Origin of the sequence: Paraburkholderia sediminicola (assembly GCF_046027825.1) — a bacterium.
Lineage (GTDB): Bacteria > Pseudomonadota > Gammaproteobacteria > Burkholderiales > Burkholderiaceae > Paraburkholderia > Paraburkholderia sediminicola_D.
Genome location: NZ_JAQQDU010000003.1, coordinates 91,907 through 109,942, shown reverse-complemented (window position 1 = coordinate 109,942; position 18,036 = coordinate 91,907). Strand labels below are relative to the sequence as shown.

The following is an 18,036-nucleotide window of genomic DNA, read 5'->3' as shown; positions in this document are numbered from 1 at the left end:
CCCGCCAGGCGTCCGCGCGCAAAACCTGGTGGCCGCATCGCGCAATCACCCGCGCGTTGTTGAATATCCCCTTCGGATCGAGCAAGGCTTTCAGCTTACCTGTGAGCTCAACCGGTCCAGTAGTTCGCCACGTGGCGCTGATGAGCAAGCAGCGGCCGCGATCGGCTTGCCACTGACGCTCAGTGTTGTTGCGGGACCGCGTTGATCATCTCAAGATGACGCGCTTCGGTCTCGTCGTCCGCGGGGAACATGCATTCGATACGCAGTTCCTGCGCCGCGACGGTTTGCGGCGTGCCCACGGTTGCAACCATTGAGAAGTAGTTCAGGACCTTGCCGTCCTTGACGAAGCCGATGGGAATCACCGGCATGGCCGCTGTCGCGGACCCGGCTCCCAAGGTGCGCGGAGAAGACTTCAGGTCAGCCTGCACATCCGGATAAGCACGCAGCGCCGCAAGCAACGCGTGCGTCTGATCGTCGACCACGCGGCCGACCGACTCCCGATAGACACGCTGAATCAGGCTGTTCGCCACTGCTTGCCAATCGGCCACGAACGGACGCATCCCATCCGGATCGAAAATCAGATGCAGCATATTGCGCGGCTCCTTGCGCGCAGCCATATCGATGAAGCAATTGAAAAAGCGCGGTGCGGATTCGTTGGTCAGCAACACGTTCCAGTAGCGATCCATGACGAGCGCGGGGAACGGCTCGTGTTGACGCAACATTCGCCCGAGCGCTTTCGTAACACTCTGCATTTCCTGAGCGTCCCAGGCTGTGTCGGCATACATCGGCGCATAGCCTGCTGCCAGTAGCAGCGTGTTGCGTTCGCGCAGAGGAATGTCGAGCGTTTGCGCGATATCGATCAGCATCTGACGGCTCGGCACGCTCCGTCCGCTTTCGATAAAACTGATGTGCCGCTGGGAGACGCCCGCGTTGAACGACAAGTCCAACTGGCTGATGCCGCGCATGTCTCTCCAGTGACGCAATAGCGCGCCGAGTTCATTCGGCGGCGCCTTCCCTTCTGGATTCGCAGGATTCATCGCTCTCCTTGTCCGCAAGTTGGTACAGAGCAGCTTGGGTGACCGGTGGCGCCGACGCATCGCGGATGTCTGACGCCAACCGGTCGTTCGAACCGTGCCGGTCAGCATACTCTCTCATGCTGACCGGGTCTTTCCAGGCGGGATCTACGCGTTCCAGACGTATTCCTGGAACGGCGCTTCCAGAGGAGGTTGAGTGATGTTGCCGGCGTAGTTCGTTATCGTCGAAGCGGCCAGTGCCGTGAGAACCTCGAGCACCTGATCCTGACGGAAACCGGCCTCGAGAAATTGATCTACGTCCTTGTCATCCAGGTGTCCACGCTTCTCGATGGCTGTTTTCGTCAAGGTCGAGAGTGCCGCATACTTGCGATCGGCAGGCGCACGGCCGTCGCGAATCGCTTCGACGTCGGCAGGTGTAAGTCCCTCTTTCAGCGCGAGTGCGGTGTGGAATGCGACCGCCCATGAACACGCGTTGGTCACCGCATTAGTCAGCAACAGGGTCTGTATCTGCGCTTCCGTGAAGGTGCCCGCATGGACTTTCTGGAAGATGCCGATGAAGCCGCCGATCAGTACGGGCGATTCAGCCATCGCTCCCGCGATGTTGGGGATCAGGCCGAAGTTTTGCTGGAGCTGCCGCAACACCGGCTTGGACTGTTCGGGTGCGGATTCAATCGTATGAATGTGAAACGTCGACATGGTGTGTCCTCGATCATGAACGCCGCTCGGGATGAGCTGTGCGATGACCGAAGAGTAGGCGTGAGGAAGAGGCTCGCCAATTACCTCGGATGTAATAGGTTTGACTCTTCCTGCTATCGAAATGAAAAGCCGCCAGGGGGGTGCGACGCTGGGGCGAGTCGTCCTAGACGGCGTCCGGCACCTTGCGCGTTTTCAGAAACGCTTCGAGTGTTTCGCCCCGCATGCTGGCGTACATGCCGAGATTCGTGATCTTCACCACGCGCGCGAATTTCTCGAGGACGAAGAAACACACGCCATACCGGATCAGGCCGATCCAGTCTGCGTTGTCGACGAGCACACGTTCCTCCGCCGTCAGACTCGCGGCGTCGTAGGCGGCGCTCCGGTTCTCCAGCCAGAGCGTGCGCGCCGGTGCTTCGCGCATCTGCCAGAAGAAGCGGTTCAGACGCATCGCCTTCATACTCTGGCGGATATCGAACGGATACGTGCCCGTCAATTCTTCGACGCCGATCAGTTGCGGGTTCATTGCGTCACCTCATCTTCGTAGAGGGTCGCGGCCATCGCGGTGCTCGTCGCAAGATAATAGTTGCGATGCACCTCACGAATCTTAGGCCCCAGTGCACCGCGCATCGCCAGCCACATGATTGTCTCCACACTCTCCGCACCGCCAAGGCGCACGTAGTCGACATGTTTCATCGCAGCAAGACGCTGCGGGTCATGGACGATCAGATCGAGGAACTCCATGTCCCAATCGGTATTGTTGAAACCGCTTCGCTCGCCGTGGACCTGGTGAGACAGTCCGCCGGTGCCGACCACCACCACATCCAGATCCTGATCGAACGACTCGATCGCGCGGCGCAGCGCCTGACCGAGGCGGTAGCAGCGGTTCGCCGTGGGCAGCGGATATTGCAGCACGTTGACTTCCATCGGTACGAGCGACATCGGCCAGCCACCGTCATGCGGCAACATCAGCGAGAGCGGCGAATTGCACCCGTGATCGAGCGCACGGTCCTGGAAAATCGTCAGGTCGAACTCGTCGTTGACGAGCTGTTCGGCGATATGAATAGCCAGATCGGGATGGCCGGCGATGTCCGGCAGCGGGCGCTTGCCCGCTCCCTCGTCCGCGAACTCATGATTGGCCGACACCCCTAACGCGAACGTCGGATAGCAATCGAAGAAGAAACTATTGGCGTGGTCGTTGTAGAACATGACCATCACATCCGGCTTACGCTCCGCGAGCCAGTTGGCCACGGGTTCGTAGCCTTTGAAGAGTGGCGCCCATGCGGGATCGTTCTGCTTGCCCTTGTCGTACGCCATGCCGATAGTAGGCACATGCGACGTGCCGATTCCACCAATGATCCTTGCCATATCTCGTTGCCTTCCCTTGCTTCGTGCTGTGCGCCAAGCGCGCGCCAATCGGATAGGTCGCCATAGCAACTATCCTCGGATACGACGATAGGGATCATGCAGACTCGCGGAAAGTACGGGTAAATCACATCCGCACCGATTAAACTGCTCGCAAGCTCGCTCATCGCCTGTGGCCGGAGCTCGGATAGGCGCTGCAAGCCTTACTGGATATAGGGTTTTGCGTGTGCCGGGTGAGCGTATCGCGTCCCGGCCCACCCTCCCGGCTGCCTGCACGCGATAAATAAAACAGATGGCCACGAAACGAAGTCGCAAGCCGCCCGTCAAGCGTGGTGCGAGACTCGATGCGTCGCTATACTGAATGGCGTCAAATGAGTCGAGACCCATGAACGAGATCACCCAGCACACGATCATGAGCGCGTTCAACATCCGCCAGCCAGCGCATCGCCATCCGTGAGCAACAAAGAACTTCTCAACCTGGCGCAACTGCGCGCAATTCGACTTGTGGCCGATATGGGCAGCGCAACGCGTGCAGCGGCGGCGCTGTTTCGCGCCCAGTCGGCTGTGACGCGTTCGGTTCAGGAACTGGAGTCGGCACTTGGCGAGCCGCTCTTCGATCGCGGCCCCTCAGGCATGCTCCCAACACCGGTTGGCCGCGCGATGCTCCAGCGTTGCGAGCGGATCTTCGCCGAACTGGAGGAACTCGCGCAGTGGTGTTCGGCGAAACAGGCGCGTCGGCGGCCTGCAGCAGAAGGCGCGCTGCCGGCTTATCTGCTCAACACCCGGCGGCTTCAGCTATTCACTGCATTGGCGCGTCATCGGCATATGCCAAGTACGGCGAAGACCTTCGGCATCAGTCAGCCGGCAGTGAGCACCGCGATTCGGACGCTGGAAAGCGGCTCCGGTTTGAGCCTGTTCCACCGCAGCCCGCGCGGGATCCTGCTGACAGCGGAGGGCGAAACATTTCTGCTTCACGTGCGTCGCGTGCTAAACGAATTGCGGCACGTACCCGACGATATCGCCGCGCTGCACGGCAAAATTCAGGGTGCGGTGACGGTGGGCGCGTTGCCACTCGGGCGCACGTTGCTTCTTCCCAGGGCGATCGCGCGAATGACCGCGGAGCATCCGGGCGTGCGGGTCGTCACGGACGAAAGCGCCTACGAGGCGCTGGTCGCGAACCTGCGTGCGGGCGATATCGACTTCATTCTCGGCGCGCTGCGCGACAACGACGCCAGCAGTGGCCTGAAGAACGAGCGCCTGATGTCGGAGGATATGGTGGTTCTGGTGCGCCACGATCACCCGCTCACTCACGCGCGCGATCTGAGCATCATGGATTTGCGCGACGCGCAGTGGGTCGTGCCGCGCAGCAATGCGCCGGCGCGCGCATTGTTCGAAGCGCAATTCAAGCGAATGAAAGTGAAGCCGCCCATGCCCACGGTCGAGACGGCCGACCTTGCGGTGATCCGCGGACTGCTGGTCGGCTCGGACATGATTGCGGCGCTATCCGCGCAGCAGTTGCACTATGAGGTTCAATCCGGTCAATTAGCGGTGCTCGACGTGCAGTTGCACAACACCCGGCGCGACATAGGACTGACCATGCGGGCAGCCGGTACGCCCTCACCTGCCGCGCGGGCGTTGATCGATGCGATCCGTCTGTCAGTTGTCGATGCCACGCGAACCATCAGTCTCACCGCCAGATAGCCGCTGCGTGCGTGGACCGCTCAACGCATCGCAATACAGCGCGTTGCTCCAGTGCGGCCAGTAGTGACGGTGATCCAGTTGTCCAAGCCGCTTTCGACGCATCTGCTCCCGGTAATAATGAGCGGCGACGAACACGGGTGCCATCGCCAGCACGAACGAACCCACTACGATTCCCACTGCTTCACTCATCGCAACCTCCATGGCAGAACTATCGGCTCACTGCAGGTGCTGCCCCCCGTTGATTGCAATGTTGGCGCCGGTCACGAAACCCGCGTCGCGCGAGCACAGATACAGCACGAGTGCGGCGACTTCGTCAGGTTGTCCGAGCCGGCCGACCGGAATCTGCGGAATGATCTTCGTCTCGCGGATCTCCTCGGGCACCGCCATCACCATCTTCGTCGCGATATAACCGGGCGAGATCGTGTTGACGGTAACACCTTTCTTCGCCACCTCAAGCGCCAGCGATTTCGTGAAGCCATGCATGCCAGCCTTCGCCGCCGCATAATTGCTCTGGCCGAACCCGCCCTTGGAGCCGATGATCGACGATACGTTGATGATGCGGCCCCAGCCTCGCTCGACCATGCTGTCGCACACCGGCTTCGTCATGTTGAACACCGAATCGAGGTTGGTCCGGATCACTGCGTCCCAATTGACCTTGTCGAGCTTCTTGAAGCTGGCGTCTCGCGTGATGCCGGCGTTGTTGATCAGAATGTCGACCGGTCCGACTTCAGTTCTGATTTGCGCCATGCATCTTTCGCACGAGTCGTAGTTGGCGACGTCGACCGTGTAGGCGAGGAATTGCCGTCCCTGCGCTTCCATCCGGCCTAGCCACTCGTTCGCGCCCGTGTTGCCCGGCGAACAGGTGACCACAACCGCATACCCGGCGTCATGCAGCTTGATGCTAATCGCTTCGCCAAGTCCGCCCGTTCCACCCGTCACCACCGCGATCTGCTTTGCCATCGAATCGTCCTCATAAAAGCTGGATTTTCAGTCCACGAACTGGATGCTTGAATCCTGGATTCCTTATTTCGTACTTATAAGGAATCCTTCATATATTACATAGACCTGACCACGGGCATTGCTGCCCGCGTCAGTGCTACCGCTTCGTGCCTGCGGCTACGGGTGCCTGCTCGGCGTTGCTTCGCACGGCCTTTGACGCAGTGGCTGTGACTGCATCGAAATTGCTTTCGGCAGCCTGCACAGCCTGTTGCGCCGTTCTCTGCAGTGTTTCGCACAGGGTCGAGGTGGCGGCAATCGCGGATTTCCACGCAGCGATCGCGGCTTCGGAACCTCCGGGCGCATGCTTCGCCGCTTGCTCGACGAGTTCCTGCACGCGATCGTTATACCGTTCGTAGTACGTCTGTGTGAGTTGCGTGACTTCAGCCTGAGTGGTCGATGCGATGTCGAACACTTGCCGGCCGTATGACAGCGATTTTTCCGCAAAGGGCCCGGTGAAACCGGCTTGCTGCGTGAACCATTGCTGCGGCTCCGTCGTGCCGGACGCCTTCGTCAGGTTCTCCTGCGCCTCGGCCAGCGTGGCCTTGACGACCTGCAGATTCAGCGCGACCAGTTTTTCAACGCCTTCAAAGAACTTTCCGGTCACCCCAAAGTACGCGTCGACGTTGGCCTTCGCGGCAGCAATATGCTCGGGACTCAAAAGAGTCATTGTTGAATTCCTCAAAATTCGGTCCGACGCGCGAAGCCCCGATCGGACGGGTGTGTTGCGGCGGATCGCGTTGGTGGATAAATCGATGTGGATGCCGCGGGCGCCTAGCGCATCCGGGCAACCGCCTTGAGAATGGAATCTCCTTCGCTTGTGATCCGGGGACGTGAGTGTCCTGACGCGAGGTTTTCCAGCGATATGAGTTGCCGTTCGAGCAGGGCGTCGAGCTCGGCGCGGCCCAGTTCAATCTGATCCGGCGCGTTCTTGATGAGCATTAAGGTAGCAAATTCATGGGGACTCAACATATCGTCTCCTCGATTTAGTCTATCTGCGCGGGAAGTATTGATTACTTCCTCTAGGGTGAATGCCCGGCAAATTTTTCTGCCGTCTCCGTAGAGTGATCATTCGAGAAATCACCTCACGGAGACGTCATCATAACTGTTAAATATTCGATTGCAATATGCTGGATGCGCTTTATTCAAGCCACTGTTTCGTCTGCTTAAATCTGTTTCGTCTGCTGAATATTAGCGCGTCGGATGGCCGTGCGGCGGCCCCCACAACGCCCTCATCACCCCCCTCATCAACCCCGCAGATGCCCGCCCGGCATGGCCGACAGGTCAATCCGGCCACCCCGCCCGCGTCTGAATTGATTGCATAATTAACAAAATCAATTCAATTTGATTTCAGCGCGCTTGTTTATATTTGAATATATTATTTACAGAGCGACCCTTTACCGCACGCGCTCATACTATGGCTTTGCGAAACATTTATTACATACACACGTTATTTTTCGCAATAGTTATAATTTCGATCCGGACAAAAAAAAGGCTTCTGACATATTTATCGCACGTGGCTGTCTTGCACGACCCATCCGTACCAGCGCCCGCCTCAGAACAGGTGGTGTATCCCACTCAGAAACACAGTCTGCCGTCCACCTGACGCCGCCCCGATCCCAAGCGTATTCGCCACCACCCCACCAGCCGCGGTCTCGACCATCAGGTCGGCGTAGACTTGCGTCGCCTTCGACAGTGAGTACACATTGGCCACGGTGAACTGACTCCAGCGATGCCCGGCCAGCGTCGCGGTCCACGCCCCAGCCGCGATTTCCTCCGCAGGTGTCAAGCGCACGTTGACGCCGCCGTCGACGGTACGAAATTGCTCGCTGCCGCCATCCGACTGGATCCGCACATCCGTGGCGAGCGCATGCAGCGTCACGCGTTCGAAGCGATACGAACCACCGATCCCCATGTCGCGCACCTGGTTCGCGTTGAAAGTTGCGCCGGGCGCGAGCGCCTGTCCTTCGAACGAAGTCAGGCCGAGTCCATTGGACAGTGGCAGCAAACGGTCGTGGTACTCGGAATACACCGCCACCAGCTTGAGCGGCCCATTCGTGTAGTTAGCACCGAAGCTGATGGTCCGCCCATTCGTATTGCTGGCAGCCGCGCCGGGAAATCCATAGAGCGCGCCGAAACTCAGTCCGCTGTAATTCGCGCTCTTCCATTTCACCGTGCTAGACAACTGCACCGGCAACGTACTTCCGAGACCGTCGAGATTGCCGGGGTGAAACGCCGAGAAGTCGCCAAGCAGTTGACCGGTCGACACCGAACCGAGCCAGTCGAAATTCCAGTCGGTCTGGCGGCCGAGCGTCACGGTGCCGAACATCGGATCGGATATCCCTACGTATGCCTGACGATTAAAGAACGTACTGCTGCTGGCGGACGCACCGGTCGTCGTGACAAAGCCGCTTTCGAGCCTGAACACGACCGACCTGCCCGCGCCGATATCTTCGACGCCCTGGAAGCCGAAACGGTCGGCTTGGAATGTGCCCTGCTCAGCGATATAAGCGTGGGCGCCGTGCAGGTTGCTCACGTAGCCAAGGCCTGCGTCGAGGCTGCCATAAAGTGTGACGCTGCTCTGAGCGTTGGCCGCGGTACAAACGACGAGCGCAGCCAGGCACGCGACGTCCGTCGCGCGGAAAGCGAAATGGGTTTTCATTGAGTGTGGGTTGAAGCGTTGGAGGGAGGACTGCGAGGGCGTGCGTTAAAAGTGAATGCCCGAGATCAGGTTGTCTGGATCTTCTCTGCAGGCGCGAGGCGCCAAGGGCCGAAAACCAGATTGACGACGATTGCGGCGAGTGTCCCCGCCGCCATTCCGTTGCCCAATACGATCTGCAAATAGCTGGGGAACGAGGCATACACATTGGGGACCAGAATCGGTATCAGCCCCACCACGAGCGCGGCGGCGAGCGTGTACTGATTGCCGCGTGCATGCAGATCGACCTTGCCGAGCAGGTTGACGCCCATCACACCGATCATCGCGAACACGATCAGCGCCGTGCCGCCCACTACCGGCGCGGGAATCGCGTAAGCGAAGCGCCCGAGCGGCGCAAACAGCGCGATGACCATCAGCATCGCACCGGCCGTCGCGGTCACATAACGCGAGCGCACGCCAGTGGTCTGCACGACGCCAATGTTCTCCGCGCTGGTAATGATGAGCGAGGTGCCCATCAACGAGCCGAGCAGCGACGCCACCGCATCGCCGCGAATGGTCCTCGGCACATCGCGGCGCATGTCGACCTTCTTGCCGGTGATCTCGCCGACGGCAACCGTCTGCCCTGTTGCCTCGGCCATCGAGATGACACTGAAGATCAGCATCGGCAGCGCGGCGAGCACGTCGAAGCGCGGCATGCCAAAAGGCAGCAACGTCGGCAGCGTGATGAGCGGACCGGCCCACATGCCGCCTGCCGGCATCAGCCCGATTGCCCAGCCTGCACACGTGCCGATCGCGAGGCCGATCAGCACGGCAAGCCGCCCCGCCGTGCCCTTGAAGAGACGCGCGACGGCCAGCGTGGCCACGATCGTGAGCAGCGCGAGGCCCAGCGACTGCGGCCGCGCAAAGCCTGGTGTTCCCGGCTGGCCGACGACGATGCCGGCATAGATCTTGATAAGACTCACCGAGACGAGCAGCAGCATCGTGCCCACCACCACGCGCGGGAAAAACCGCAGGCAGCGCGCGAATACCGGCAGTACCAGCCAGTAGAACAGGCTGGTGAGGATCGCCGCGCCCGCGGCAGTGCGCAGATCCGTCTGCGTGGCGATGACGGCGAACAGCATGGCGGGCGCGCCGCCCGGCACCATCACGAACGGCAGCCGTGCCCCGATCGACCCCACCCCGAGCGATTGGAGCAATGTGCCGGCGCCGCAGGCAAAGAAGGTCGCGCCGATCAGTTGCACGGTCAAGTCCGATGAGAGCGACAACATCCTCGACACCAGAAAAACCGCCGTGACGGGCGAAGCCGCCATCGACAGAACATGTTGCAAGCCGAACAGCACGAGTTGCCACGCGGGCAAGCGCGTATCGACGCTATGTGTGGCTGGGTCTGGATTCACGTTACCCCCGGGGGATCGAAAACGCGGCGTTCAGGCACGCAGCCACGGCAATTGCTCGCGGCTGTAGCGGAAGGTCTGGAAGACGCTGTTCAACTGGCCGGGGCCGGTTTTGCGCGCCGCTTCGTCCGGGTACTCACCGAACCAGGGAATCACGTATTCCCACACCACCTCGCCCGCGGGCGTCACTTCGAAGAGGCGGCCGGTCGCCGATTCGGTGATGTGCGTGTTTCCATTCGCCAGGCGCTGCGCGTTACCCATGAAGGCGCTGTAGAACGCATTCACCATGTCGTCGGCGTACGACCACACCACCTCGTTGTTCGAGGGATCGATCTCGAGCACGCGTGAGAAAGCCACGTGCGCACCGGTGCGGAAATTGCCGTTGTCGAACGTGAGAATGTTGCCGTTGGCAAGCGCTACGGGTGCGTGCTGATGCGACACCACGCTCGGCGGAATGTGCATGGTGACGCCGCCGGTCTTGCGGTCGACGGCGATAATGCCTGACGTGGTGCGCAGACTCATCAGCACCTCGCCCTTCGCATTCACGCCGAGCCCGTTCACGAGCGGCCAGTGATACCGGCCGAAACCGGGTGCGATCGGAAAGTCTTCGGGCTTGAGGTGTTCCCAAGCCTTCCATTCCCACACCAACTCGCCCGCGCGATTCACTTCGCGGATCACATCGGCGTACATGACTTCGTCGGGCCCGTGCGCCGTGCCACCCGGCACGCGCTCGGCAAACCCCGCCGGCACCGGCGCGCACGCGGCGTAAAGCAGATTGCCGTTGGCAAGCCACTGCGCGTCATGGTGATGCGCCGGATCTTCGTAGTGCCAGACCACCTCGCCCTCAGGCGTGACTTCGGAGAAATCGCCGCCATGCCACATCGACCACGGCGCGTAACGGTTCTCCGATTTTGCGTGGTTGCCGTTGTAGCCGAGATTGCCGTTGGGAAGAATCACAGCGTGGCGTCCTGCCCGCACCGGCATCTTCCACTCGTGAACGACTGCGCCGTTGATATCGATGAGATAGACGTGGCCGCCCGCCGTTTGCGGTGCAATCAGCGTATACCCGCCGGCAGAAGCCTTGGGGTCGTGAGCGATGAGGCCGACGCCGCGGCGCCGTTGGGTAATTTGGTCGACTGTCGTGGTCACGGTTCGCTCCGTTAAGATGATGAAGCGAAATCTAGGCTATTCGATCCGTCAATAAAATCTGATTATTCTTTACGGCCCGTATGGAAAAACTATACGGTCAATTTATGCGTCCAATATCGCAGACATTCCGTTGTTTCGACGAAGTGGTCAGGCGTGGCTCGATCCGCAAAGCGGCCGAATCGCTGCACCTGACCGCTGCCGCGGTGCACCAGCAAATCCTCAACCTGGAAGAGCAAGTCGGCTCGCCGCTCTTCGACCGTTTGCCGCGCGGCATGCAACTCACCACGGCCGGCGAGATCATTATTGCTGCGGTGCGGCGTGGGCAGCGCGATTTCGATAATGCGATGACCCAGGTGGAAGACTTGCGCTCGCTGCGGCGCGGACATATCAACCTCGCGGTGTCGCCTTCGTCAGCCGAGCAGTTGGTGCCTGACGCCATTCAGGCGGCCATGCAAAGCTATCCCGGGGTGACTTACAGCGTGCGCTCGGGCAACGGCGAAAGCATCCTCAAATGGGTGGAGACCGGCGAAGCCGACATCGGCTATGGCCTGCGTCGCAAGCCGCCGCCTGGCGTCGTGGAAGTGCGCGCCTTCTCGCAGCACCTCGGGCTCGTCACGCCGCCCGGGCATCCGCTGACGAAACTCGGCAAGCGGCCCCGGCTGCGTGACTGTCTCGACTACCCGCTCATCCTCATGACACCGGATACGGAGTTGCGGGCCATGGTCGATCAGATCGACCACCGCGAGCAGCGCAAGGCACGTCCGCTGGTGGAAACGAGTTCGGTGTCGATGGTGCGCCGGCTCGTTGCGGACGGTGTCGGCATCGGCTTCCTGATTGCGGAAAACGTCGCGGAGGACGTGACGCAACGCAAGCTCGCGTGGACTCCGCTTGCCGATGCCGCCGCCAAGTCGTTCAGTTGTCTTTATCAACGATCTGACCTGACCACGACCGTCGCGATGAGCATGTTCCTGCAGTTCCTCGGCCACGCGATTGAGGCGACCGAGAGCCAGTTCCACGCTTCAGCGCAAGCGAGTCGCAAGCGTGGGCAGCGAGTCAAATGAAGCATCAGAAGGCATTCAATTCGGCTCGGCAGTGAGCCGTGGCGCTATACTTTTTCTTTCCCAATAGCAGCACGACCCACGACGCCACCATGGAACACGCCACCTTCAGGACCGCGGTACTCGCCGATCTTCCCGCCATCATCGGCCTGTTGGCGGACGACAAGCTCGGCAGCCAGCGCGAGACCGTCAGCAACCCGCCGGATGAACGATATGTTGCTGCGTTCAGTGCCATCGAATCGGACGCGAATCAGCGGCTCGTTGTTGCGGTCGACGGGGAGGCCGTGATCGGCACACTGCAGTTGTCATTCATACCCGGCATCGCTCGCCGAGGCGCATGGCGCGGGCAGATCGAAGCCGTTCGGATCGCTGCGGTGTACCGCAGCACGGGCATCGGTCAGCACATGTTCGAGTGGGCAATCGCCGAGTGCAAATCACGCGGCTGCGCAATCGTGCAACTGACAACCGACAAGGGCCGCCCGGACGCGCACCGGTTCTATGAAAAACTCGGCTTCGTTGCGAGTCACGAGGGTTACAAGATCATTTTTTAGCGCTGCAGGATTCAGTAGCATCGGCGGCTGCGAATCGCTCCACACACGCCTGCCTCACCCTCTCGACTGTCACGGACCAATCTTCTCCCGCGGTGCGGCGGAACAACCGCAGCGTGTGCGGATACCACGGCGAATCGCTGCGCTCGTGCATCCAGCGCCAGTCGATGTCTCTCTCCGGCAGCATCACCCAGCACGGTTTGCCCAGCGACGCGGCCAGATGCGCCATGGACGTATCCACGCAAATCACCAGATCGAGTTGCTCGATGATTGCGGCACTGTCCGCGAAATCGCTCACTGCCGAGCCGAGATCGAGTAGCGGCTGACCGGCGGGCGGGTTTTGCGCCTCATCCTCGCCCTGGCCTTTTTGCAGACTCACAAAGCTCAGCCCCGGCACGCTCCAGAGCGGCGCAAGCGTGGCCAGCGTCGGGATCGACCTGTTCGCGTCGTTATGGTGTTTCGCATTGCCCTTCCAGACCAGCCCAATTTTGCGGCCAGGCGCCAGGGTCTCAAGCATCGGCCGCCACTTTTCGACAAGCGACGGCTCGGCGGCGAAGCGAACCGCGCGCGGAATCGTGTCCACCGTCGTACGCAAGTGCATTGGCGCGCTCAACAGACTCGTCCAGCAGTCGTAGGTGGAGGCGGCCACGCGAGCCAATGCCGTGTTGTGATCGAGCACGGCATCGACACCGTCCACCAAAGCCATCAATCTGTGTAAAGCGGGCATGCACGCAAAGGCGATATGCGCCGCCCCTTGCGCCTTGAGCAAGGCGAAATAGCGGCTGAATTGAACCATATCGCCGAGTCCGTCCTCCTGCCAGACCAGCAGGGACTTGCCAGCGAGCGTGTCGCCTTGCCACTGCGGACAGATCAACATGGCGTGCGTCTTCTTATGCACGAAACCCGGCTGTTCGTAACGGCACTCGTACAAGCGCCAGCCCTCTTCGTACCGGCCCGTGCCGAGCATTAGCACGGCCAGACCGAATCTGGCATCGTGGTAATCGGGGCGTAGCGCGAGCGCCCGAAGGTAGGCGGCTTCGGCTTCAGGCAACCGCATGAGTTGAGCCAGCGCGGTCCCGAGGTTGTAGTGCGCCTCGGCCATGTCGGGACGGAGCGCGAGCGCTTGCGCGAAGGCCTCGAGGGCCTCGGGAAAACGGTCAAGCAGACGAAGCACACCGCCAAGATTGTTGTGTGCCTGGACGATGTCGGGGCGAAAGCGAATCGCCTTCCGGTAAGCCATTTCGGCCTCGGGCAGACGTTCGAGGTTGGACAGCGCGAGGCCGAGGTTGTAGTGCGCCTCTGCATAGTCCGGGCGATGCGTGATGGCCACCCGGTAAGCCGCCTCAGCCTCGGGCAGGCGCTTGAGATCGGCCAGCACCGCACCCAGGTTGAGGTGCGCCTCCGCGTAGTCCGGGCGAATGGCCAGCGCGAGCCGGCAGGCCAGTTCGGCTTCAGGCAGGCGGTGCGCGGCCTTCAGCGCGCCGCCGAGGTTATTGAGCGCCTCGGGATACTGCGGCTTGATGGTCAGCGCATGCCGGTACGCGGTGTCCGCGTCGGCAATACGGCCGAGTTCCATGAGCACGTTGCCCAGGTTGTTGTGCGCCTCGGCATGGAGGGGCAGTCCGATCAGCGCCTGGCGATAGGCCACTTCGGCTTCTTGCAACCGGCGCAGTTCGTGCAGCACGATGGCCCGGTTGTAATGCGCTTGGGCGTAGTCGGGGCGGATCGCCAGCGCCTGACGATACGACGCCTCCGCCTCGTCCCTGTAGCCCATGCCGTGGAGCACGGTGCCCAGATTGTGGTGTGCGTCGGCCTGACCGGGCCGCAGCGCGACCAGTTGCCGAAAGACCGCCTTGGCCGCCGACAGGCGCCCGTCCGATTTGAGCAGCATGCCGAGACTGCCGTACACCCCGGCGTAGCCGGGCTTGACGCGCAGACATTGGCGCCAATAGTTTTCCGCGTCCGGAAGAATGCGCAAGCCGTACGAACAGGCCCCCGCAATATTCAACGTGTCGGCCCGGGCGTCGGCCCGCGTGTCGTCCATTACGTCGGCGTGCGCTTCGAGGAGCGGCTTCACCAACGACCAGGCTTCGGCGAATTGCCCGGCTGAGCAGAGCGACGCTGCCCGCTGATTGATGTCGGTTATCGAGGATGCGCGCGTCGGCGTGGATGTCATGAGTCGTGGTAGCTGGGGTCGGCGGCTTTCAGGCCGGGGCAATCGTGTGTTTCGCGCCCTGTCCGGTGCCTCACGACTCTGCGCGTCTGCGTAGGTGGGTCGAAGCGCCGACAGGGAAAGCGGGACATGTACCACGCAGCTTAAGGGAAACGGCCACGCGGCAACGCCTGGAAATGAGCGGATTTCGGGCTTCTAATCCACCGCTATAAACGGAATCACACGAGAAAAGAATGCGCGGCAATGCTAGAATCGCCCGCGTCTTTACATTCACCCAACATGACTCAACACTCCCGCAACCGCATGACCGCATGGCTTGGCCTGATCGCCATGTGGCTCGTCGTGTTCGCGCCGGTCGTGAGTCAGATGCTGGTGTCGAACCGCGCGCACGAACCCTTCGCCGCGCTTTGTTCGGCGCTACAGCCGCCCAACCAGAGCCTCGCGAGCCAGTCCACGCCTGCCAGCCCGGCACCGGTCCATCTCAGCCACGACGACGCCTTCGGCGCATGCGGCTACTGCCACCTGCTTGAACATCACGTCGCCATGCCTAGCGTCGCGGCCGTCGAACCGCCGGCCGCGCTCGCGTTGGCCGGCACCGCGCCGCCCGCCCTCTCCACCCGCTTCACGCCGCTCGGCGCGTTCCCGTCCGGACGCCCACGAGACCCGCCCGCCGTTTCCTGATCGCCGTTGTTCCTGATCGCGCATCTTGTCGCACCCGTTAAGGGAGCGCGCGATCGCCTGTTCAATGCATCAAGGAAACGTTCATGTTCAACTTCGCTCTGCGAAGGCTGCCCGTTTGCGCCCACCGCGGCGCCCGGCGCATCACATCCACATCCGCTCGGCGACCGCTGTCGGTTTTTCCCGCGCAATTTCAAGCGCTTGCTCCCGCGCTCATTCCGGCGTTCGTACCGGCATTTATCGCCTCCCCGGCTCACGCGCAGAGTGTGCCCGCCGACGCCACGCTGCCCGCTGTCAGCGTCAGCGCCAATGCCAATGCCAATGCCGTCGCCGCCCCGCGCGCTGTCGAGCCGAACCTGCCGGCCTCAGTCGAGACCGTGACGCGCGACCAGTTCGACAACTGGAACGTCGTCAACACCGAAGACGTCTTGAAGACCATGCCGAACCTTGCCGTGCGCAAGCGTTTTATCGGCGATCTGAATTCGATCATCGCCGTACGCGGCACCAGCAACACGCAGAGCGCGCGCGGTCTGGTCTACGCGGACGGACTGCTGCTCAGCAATCTGCTCGGCAACAGCTATTCGTTTCCGCCCCGCTGGTCGATGGTGTTTGCCGACGAGATCCAGCAGGTCGACGTGATCTACGGGCCGTTCTCCGCGCTCTATCCGGGCAATTCGCTGGGCGCTACGGTACTCATCAGCACCCACATGCCGACCAAGTTCGAAGCCGATGCGGATGTCAAAGCCTTTACCCAGCATTTCAGCCTGTTCGGTGTGAATCAGAATTTCAACGGCAGCGCAGCGAGCGCGTCGATCGGCGACCGGATCGGGAAATTCTCGTATTTCCTCGGTGTGAATCACCTGGAAAACACGAGCCAGCCGCTGCAATTCGCCACACTCGTGAAATCCAGCACGCCCGCGAAAGCCGGTGACACGCCTGTTACCGGGGCGTACTTCTACAACAACCAGACCAACACACCGACCGCGGTGCTCGGCGTGAACGGCGAAGGGATCGAACACACGGTACAGGACCAGTTCAAGCTGAAGATGCAGTACGACTTCACGCCGACACTGCAGGCCGCCTTCACGCTCGGCTACTGGCACCAGACCTATAACAGCGGGACGTCGAGCTTCCTGCGCGACGCAAACGGCAACCCCGTATACAGCGGCAAGGTCGCGATCGGCGGCTACGAGTATACGATTCCGGCCGCTGCTCTCGCCCCGAGTCTCGGCTATAGCGAGAACTGGCTGTACGGCGTCACGCTCAAGACCCGCAACGCCATCGGCTGGAACGGCGAAGCGACCGCTTCGTACTATGACATTGCCAATAGCGTGGCGCGCACGGCGAGTTCAGGTGCGCCAGGCAACGGCCCCGGCACAGTGATTTTCGGCGACGGCACCGGCTGGAAAACGCTCGATCTGCGCACCACGTACACACCCGTCACGCCGCAAGCAGGGTTGACGAGCCACGCGCTGAGCTTCGGCTATCACTACGACAACTACTTCCTCGACAACGAGAGTTACAACACGCTGAACTGGCGCGACGGCGCGGCCACGTCGTTTGCCAATGCGTTCAAGGGCAAGACGCAGACCCAGGCGCTGTACGCACAGGATGCGTGGCACTTCCTGCCGCGCTGGAAGTTGGTCTACGGCGTGCGGTATGAAGACTGGCAAGCATACGGCGGCTCGCAGGCGCTGCCCGGCAAAGCCATTCCGTACAGCGACGCGAACCAGCAACACTTCTCGCCGAAAGCCTCGTTGTCGTTCGATGTCACCGACGACCTGATCCTGCGCGCCTCCATTGGCCGCGCCTATCGGTTTCCGACCGTGGGCGAGTTGTTCCAAGGGCAAATCAACGGCTCGTCGATCATCAACAACAATCCGAACCTGCAGCCTGAAGACGATCTATCGAAAGAGCTGACCGCCGAATGGGCGCACTGGAACGGCGTGTTTCGCTTCTCGCTGTTTCAGGACGATGTGAAGAACACGATCTTCAGTCAGACCGATACGACCGTGATTCCGAATGTGACGAACTTCCAGAACATCGGCAAGGTGCGTTCGCGCGGCGTCGAAACAAGCTACTCGGGACAGGACGTGTTCGTACGCGGTCTCGACCTGCTGGGGAGCGTGGCGTACACCCAGTCGAAGATCCTCGCGAATGCGCAGAACCCGGCAACCGTCGGCAAGTACTTCTATCGGATTCCGCTGTGGCGCGTCAATCTCGCCGCGACGTATCACATCGACGAACGCGCGGCGCTGACGCTCGCCGCACGCTACTCCGGCCGCCAATACAACACGCTCACCAATACCGACACGAATCCCGATGTATTCGGCGGCACCAGTTCGTACACGGTGGTCGATGCGAAGTTTACCTTCAAGCCGACCAGGCTGAGCGAGATCGGTATCGGCGTGGATAACCTCTTCGACGAGCGCTATTTCGTCTATCACCCCTATCCGGGCCGCACGTTCTACGTCGAAGCGAAGCTGCGCATGTGAACACGTGATTGTCATGTGTGGTTTGCACTCGCCTCGTGTGCGCCTCGCACTCAAGGCACTCGCGAGTTGCAAACCAACACGACCATCGCTGCG

The 18,036-nt window shown here is 61.3% G+C and carries 17 protein-coding genes; 5 read left to right on the top strand and 12 right to left on the bottom strand.

Annotated features, from left to right (window positions below; translation table 11 throughout):
• Positions 1 to 179 precede the first annotated feature (179 nt).
• The 4 genes from PQQ96_RS02760 to PQQ96_RS02745 form a co-directional block, all read right to left on the bottom strand.
• A complete protein-coding gene (locus tag PQQ96_RS02760) occupies positions 180 to 1,037 on the bottom strand; it encodes a helix-turn-helix domain-containing protein (protein ID WP_408288429.1) in 858 nt (285 codons plus the stop codon).
• A gap of 144 nt (positions 1,038 to 1,181) precedes the next feature.
• On the bottom strand, positions 1,182 to 1,730 hold the full coding sequence (locus PQQ96_RS02755) for a carboxymuconolactone decarboxylase family protein (RefSeq protein ID WP_408288426.1): 549 nt from the start codon (positions 1,728 to 1,730) through the stop codon (positions 1,182 to 1,184).
• A gap of 163 nt (positions 1,731 to 1,893) precedes the next feature.
• Complete coding sequence (locus PQQ96_RS02750) at positions 1,894 to 2,253, bottom strand: protocatechuate 3,4-dioxygenase (protein ID WP_408288423.1); 360 nt, start codon at positions 2,251 to 2,253, stop codon at positions 1,894 to 1,896.
• Complete coding sequence (locus PQQ96_RS02745) at positions 2,250 to 3,095, bottom strand: gallate dioxygenase (protein ID WP_408288420.1); 846 nt, start codon at positions 3,093 to 3,095, stop codon at positions 2,250 to 2,252. Before PQQ96_RS02745 ends, PQQ96_RS02750 begins: the two co-directional genes overlap by 4 nt.
• 450 nt (positions 3,096 to 3,545) lie before the next feature.
• Here PQQ96_RS02745 and PQQ96_RS02740 point away from each other — a divergent pair, with 450 nt between their 5' ends.
• Positions 3,546 to 4,793 carry a LysR family transcriptional regulator gene (locus PQQ96_RS02740; RefSeq protein ID WP_408288418.1) on the top strand — a complete coding sequence of 416 codons (1,248 nt, stop codon included), beginning with the start codon at positions 3,546 to 3,548 and terminating at the stop codon, positions 4,791 to 4,793.
• Here the strand turns inward: PQQ96_RS02740 and PQQ96_RS02735 are convergent.
• From PQQ96_RS02735 to PQQ96_RS02705, 7 genes are all read right to left on the bottom strand, one after another.
• Positions 4,749 to 4,982 carry a hypothetical protein gene (locus PQQ96_RS02735; RefSeq protein ID WP_408288415.1) on the bottom strand — a complete coding sequence of 78 codons (234 nt, stop codon included), beginning with the start codon at positions 4,980 to 4,982 and terminating at the stop codon, positions 4,749 to 4,751. The two genes, PQQ96_RS02740 and PQQ96_RS02735, sit on opposite strands and share 45 nt — an antisense overlap.
• 27 nt (positions 4,983 to 5,009) lie before the next feature.
• On the bottom strand, positions 5,010 to 5,753 hold the full coding sequence (gene phbB / locus PQQ96_RS02730) for an acetoacetyl-CoA reductase (protein ID WP_408288412.1): 744 nt from the start codon (positions 5,751 to 5,753) through the stop codon (positions 5,010 to 5,012).
• Between the two features lie 136 nt (positions 5,754 to 5,889).
• Positions 5,890 to 6,459: a TIGR01841 family phasin gene (gene phaP / locus PQQ96_RS02725; RefSeq protein WP_408288409.1), complete on the bottom strand. Its 570-nt coding sequence runs from the start codon at positions 6,457 to 6,459 to the stop codon at positions 5,890 to 5,892.
• A 104-nt stretch (positions 6,460 to 6,563) separates the two neighbouring features.
• Positions 6,564 to 6,761: a hypothetical protein gene (locus PQQ96_RS02720; protein WP_408288407.1), complete on the bottom strand. Its 198-nt coding sequence runs from the start codon at positions 6,759 to 6,761 to the stop codon at positions 6,564 to 6,566.
• A 583-nt stretch (positions 6,762 to 7,344) separates the two neighbouring features.
• Positions 7,345 to 8,451 (bottom strand): porin, encoded by a 1,107-nt coding sequence (locus PQQ96_RS02715; RefSeq protein WP_408288405.1) that lies wholly within the window; start codon positions 8,449 to 8,451, stop codon positions 7,345 to 7,347.
• A 65-nt stretch (positions 8,452 to 8,516) separates the two neighbouring features.
• Positions 8,517 to 9,845 (bottom strand): uracil-xanthine permease family protein, encoded by a 1,329-nt coding sequence (locus PQQ96_RS02710; RefSeq protein WP_408288402.1) that lies wholly within the window; start codon positions 9,843 to 9,845, stop codon positions 8,517 to 8,519.
• 30 nt (positions 9,846 to 9,875) lie between these two features.
• Positions 9,876 to 10,991 carry an aryl-sulfate sulfotransferase gene (locus PQQ96_RS02705; RefSeq protein WP_408288400.1) on the bottom strand — a complete coding sequence of 372 codons (1,116 nt, stop codon included), beginning with the start codon at positions 10,989 to 10,991 and terminating at the stop codon, positions 9,876 to 9,878.
• Between the two features lie 104 nt (positions 10,992 to 11,095).
• On the opposite strand from PQQ96_RS02705, the gene PQQ96_RS02700 reads away from it, so the two are divergent.
• Positions 11,096 to 12,052 (top strand): LysR family transcriptional regulator, encoded by a 957-nt coding sequence (locus tag PQQ96_RS02700; RefSeq protein ID WP_408288397.1) that lies wholly within the window; start codon positions 11,096 to 11,098, stop codon positions 12,050 to 12,052.
• 89 nt (positions 12,053 to 12,141) lie between these two features.
• The gene (locus tag PQQ96_RS02695; protein WP_408288395.1) at positions 12,142 to 12,600 is read left to right on the top strand and encodes a GNAT family N-acetyltransferase; all 459 of its coding nucleotides are present in this window, start codon (positions 12,142 to 12,144) and stop codon (positions 12,598 to 12,600) included.
• Here PQQ96_RS02695 and PQQ96_RS02690 read toward each other — a convergent pair.
• Positions 12,590 to 14,773: a tetratricopeptide repeat protein gene (locus tag PQQ96_RS02690; protein WP_408288392.1), complete on the bottom strand. Its 2,184-nt coding sequence runs from the start codon at positions 14,771 to 14,773 to the stop codon at positions 12,590 to 12,592. The genes PQQ96_RS02695 and PQQ96_RS02690 overlap by 11 nt on opposite strands.
• A 276-nt stretch (positions 14,774 to 15,049) precedes the next feature.
• Here PQQ96_RS02690 and PQQ96_RS02685 point away from each other — a divergent pair, with 276 nt between their 5' ends.
• Together PQQ96_RS02685 and PQQ96_RS02680 are read left to right on the top strand one after the other, a co-directional pair.
• Entirely contained in the window at positions 15,050 to 15,451 is a 402-nt protein-coding gene (locus PQQ96_RS02685) for a DUF2946 domain-containing protein (RefSeq protein WP_408288389.1), read from the top strand.
• Positions 15,452 to 15,534: 83 nt separating this feature from the next.
• A complete protein-coding gene (locus PQQ96_RS02680; RefSeq protein ID WP_408288386.1) occupies positions 15,535 to 17,943 on the top strand; it encodes a TonB-dependent receptor in 2,409 nt (802 codons plus the stop codon).
• Positions 17,944 to 18,036 lie beyond the last annotated feature (93 nt).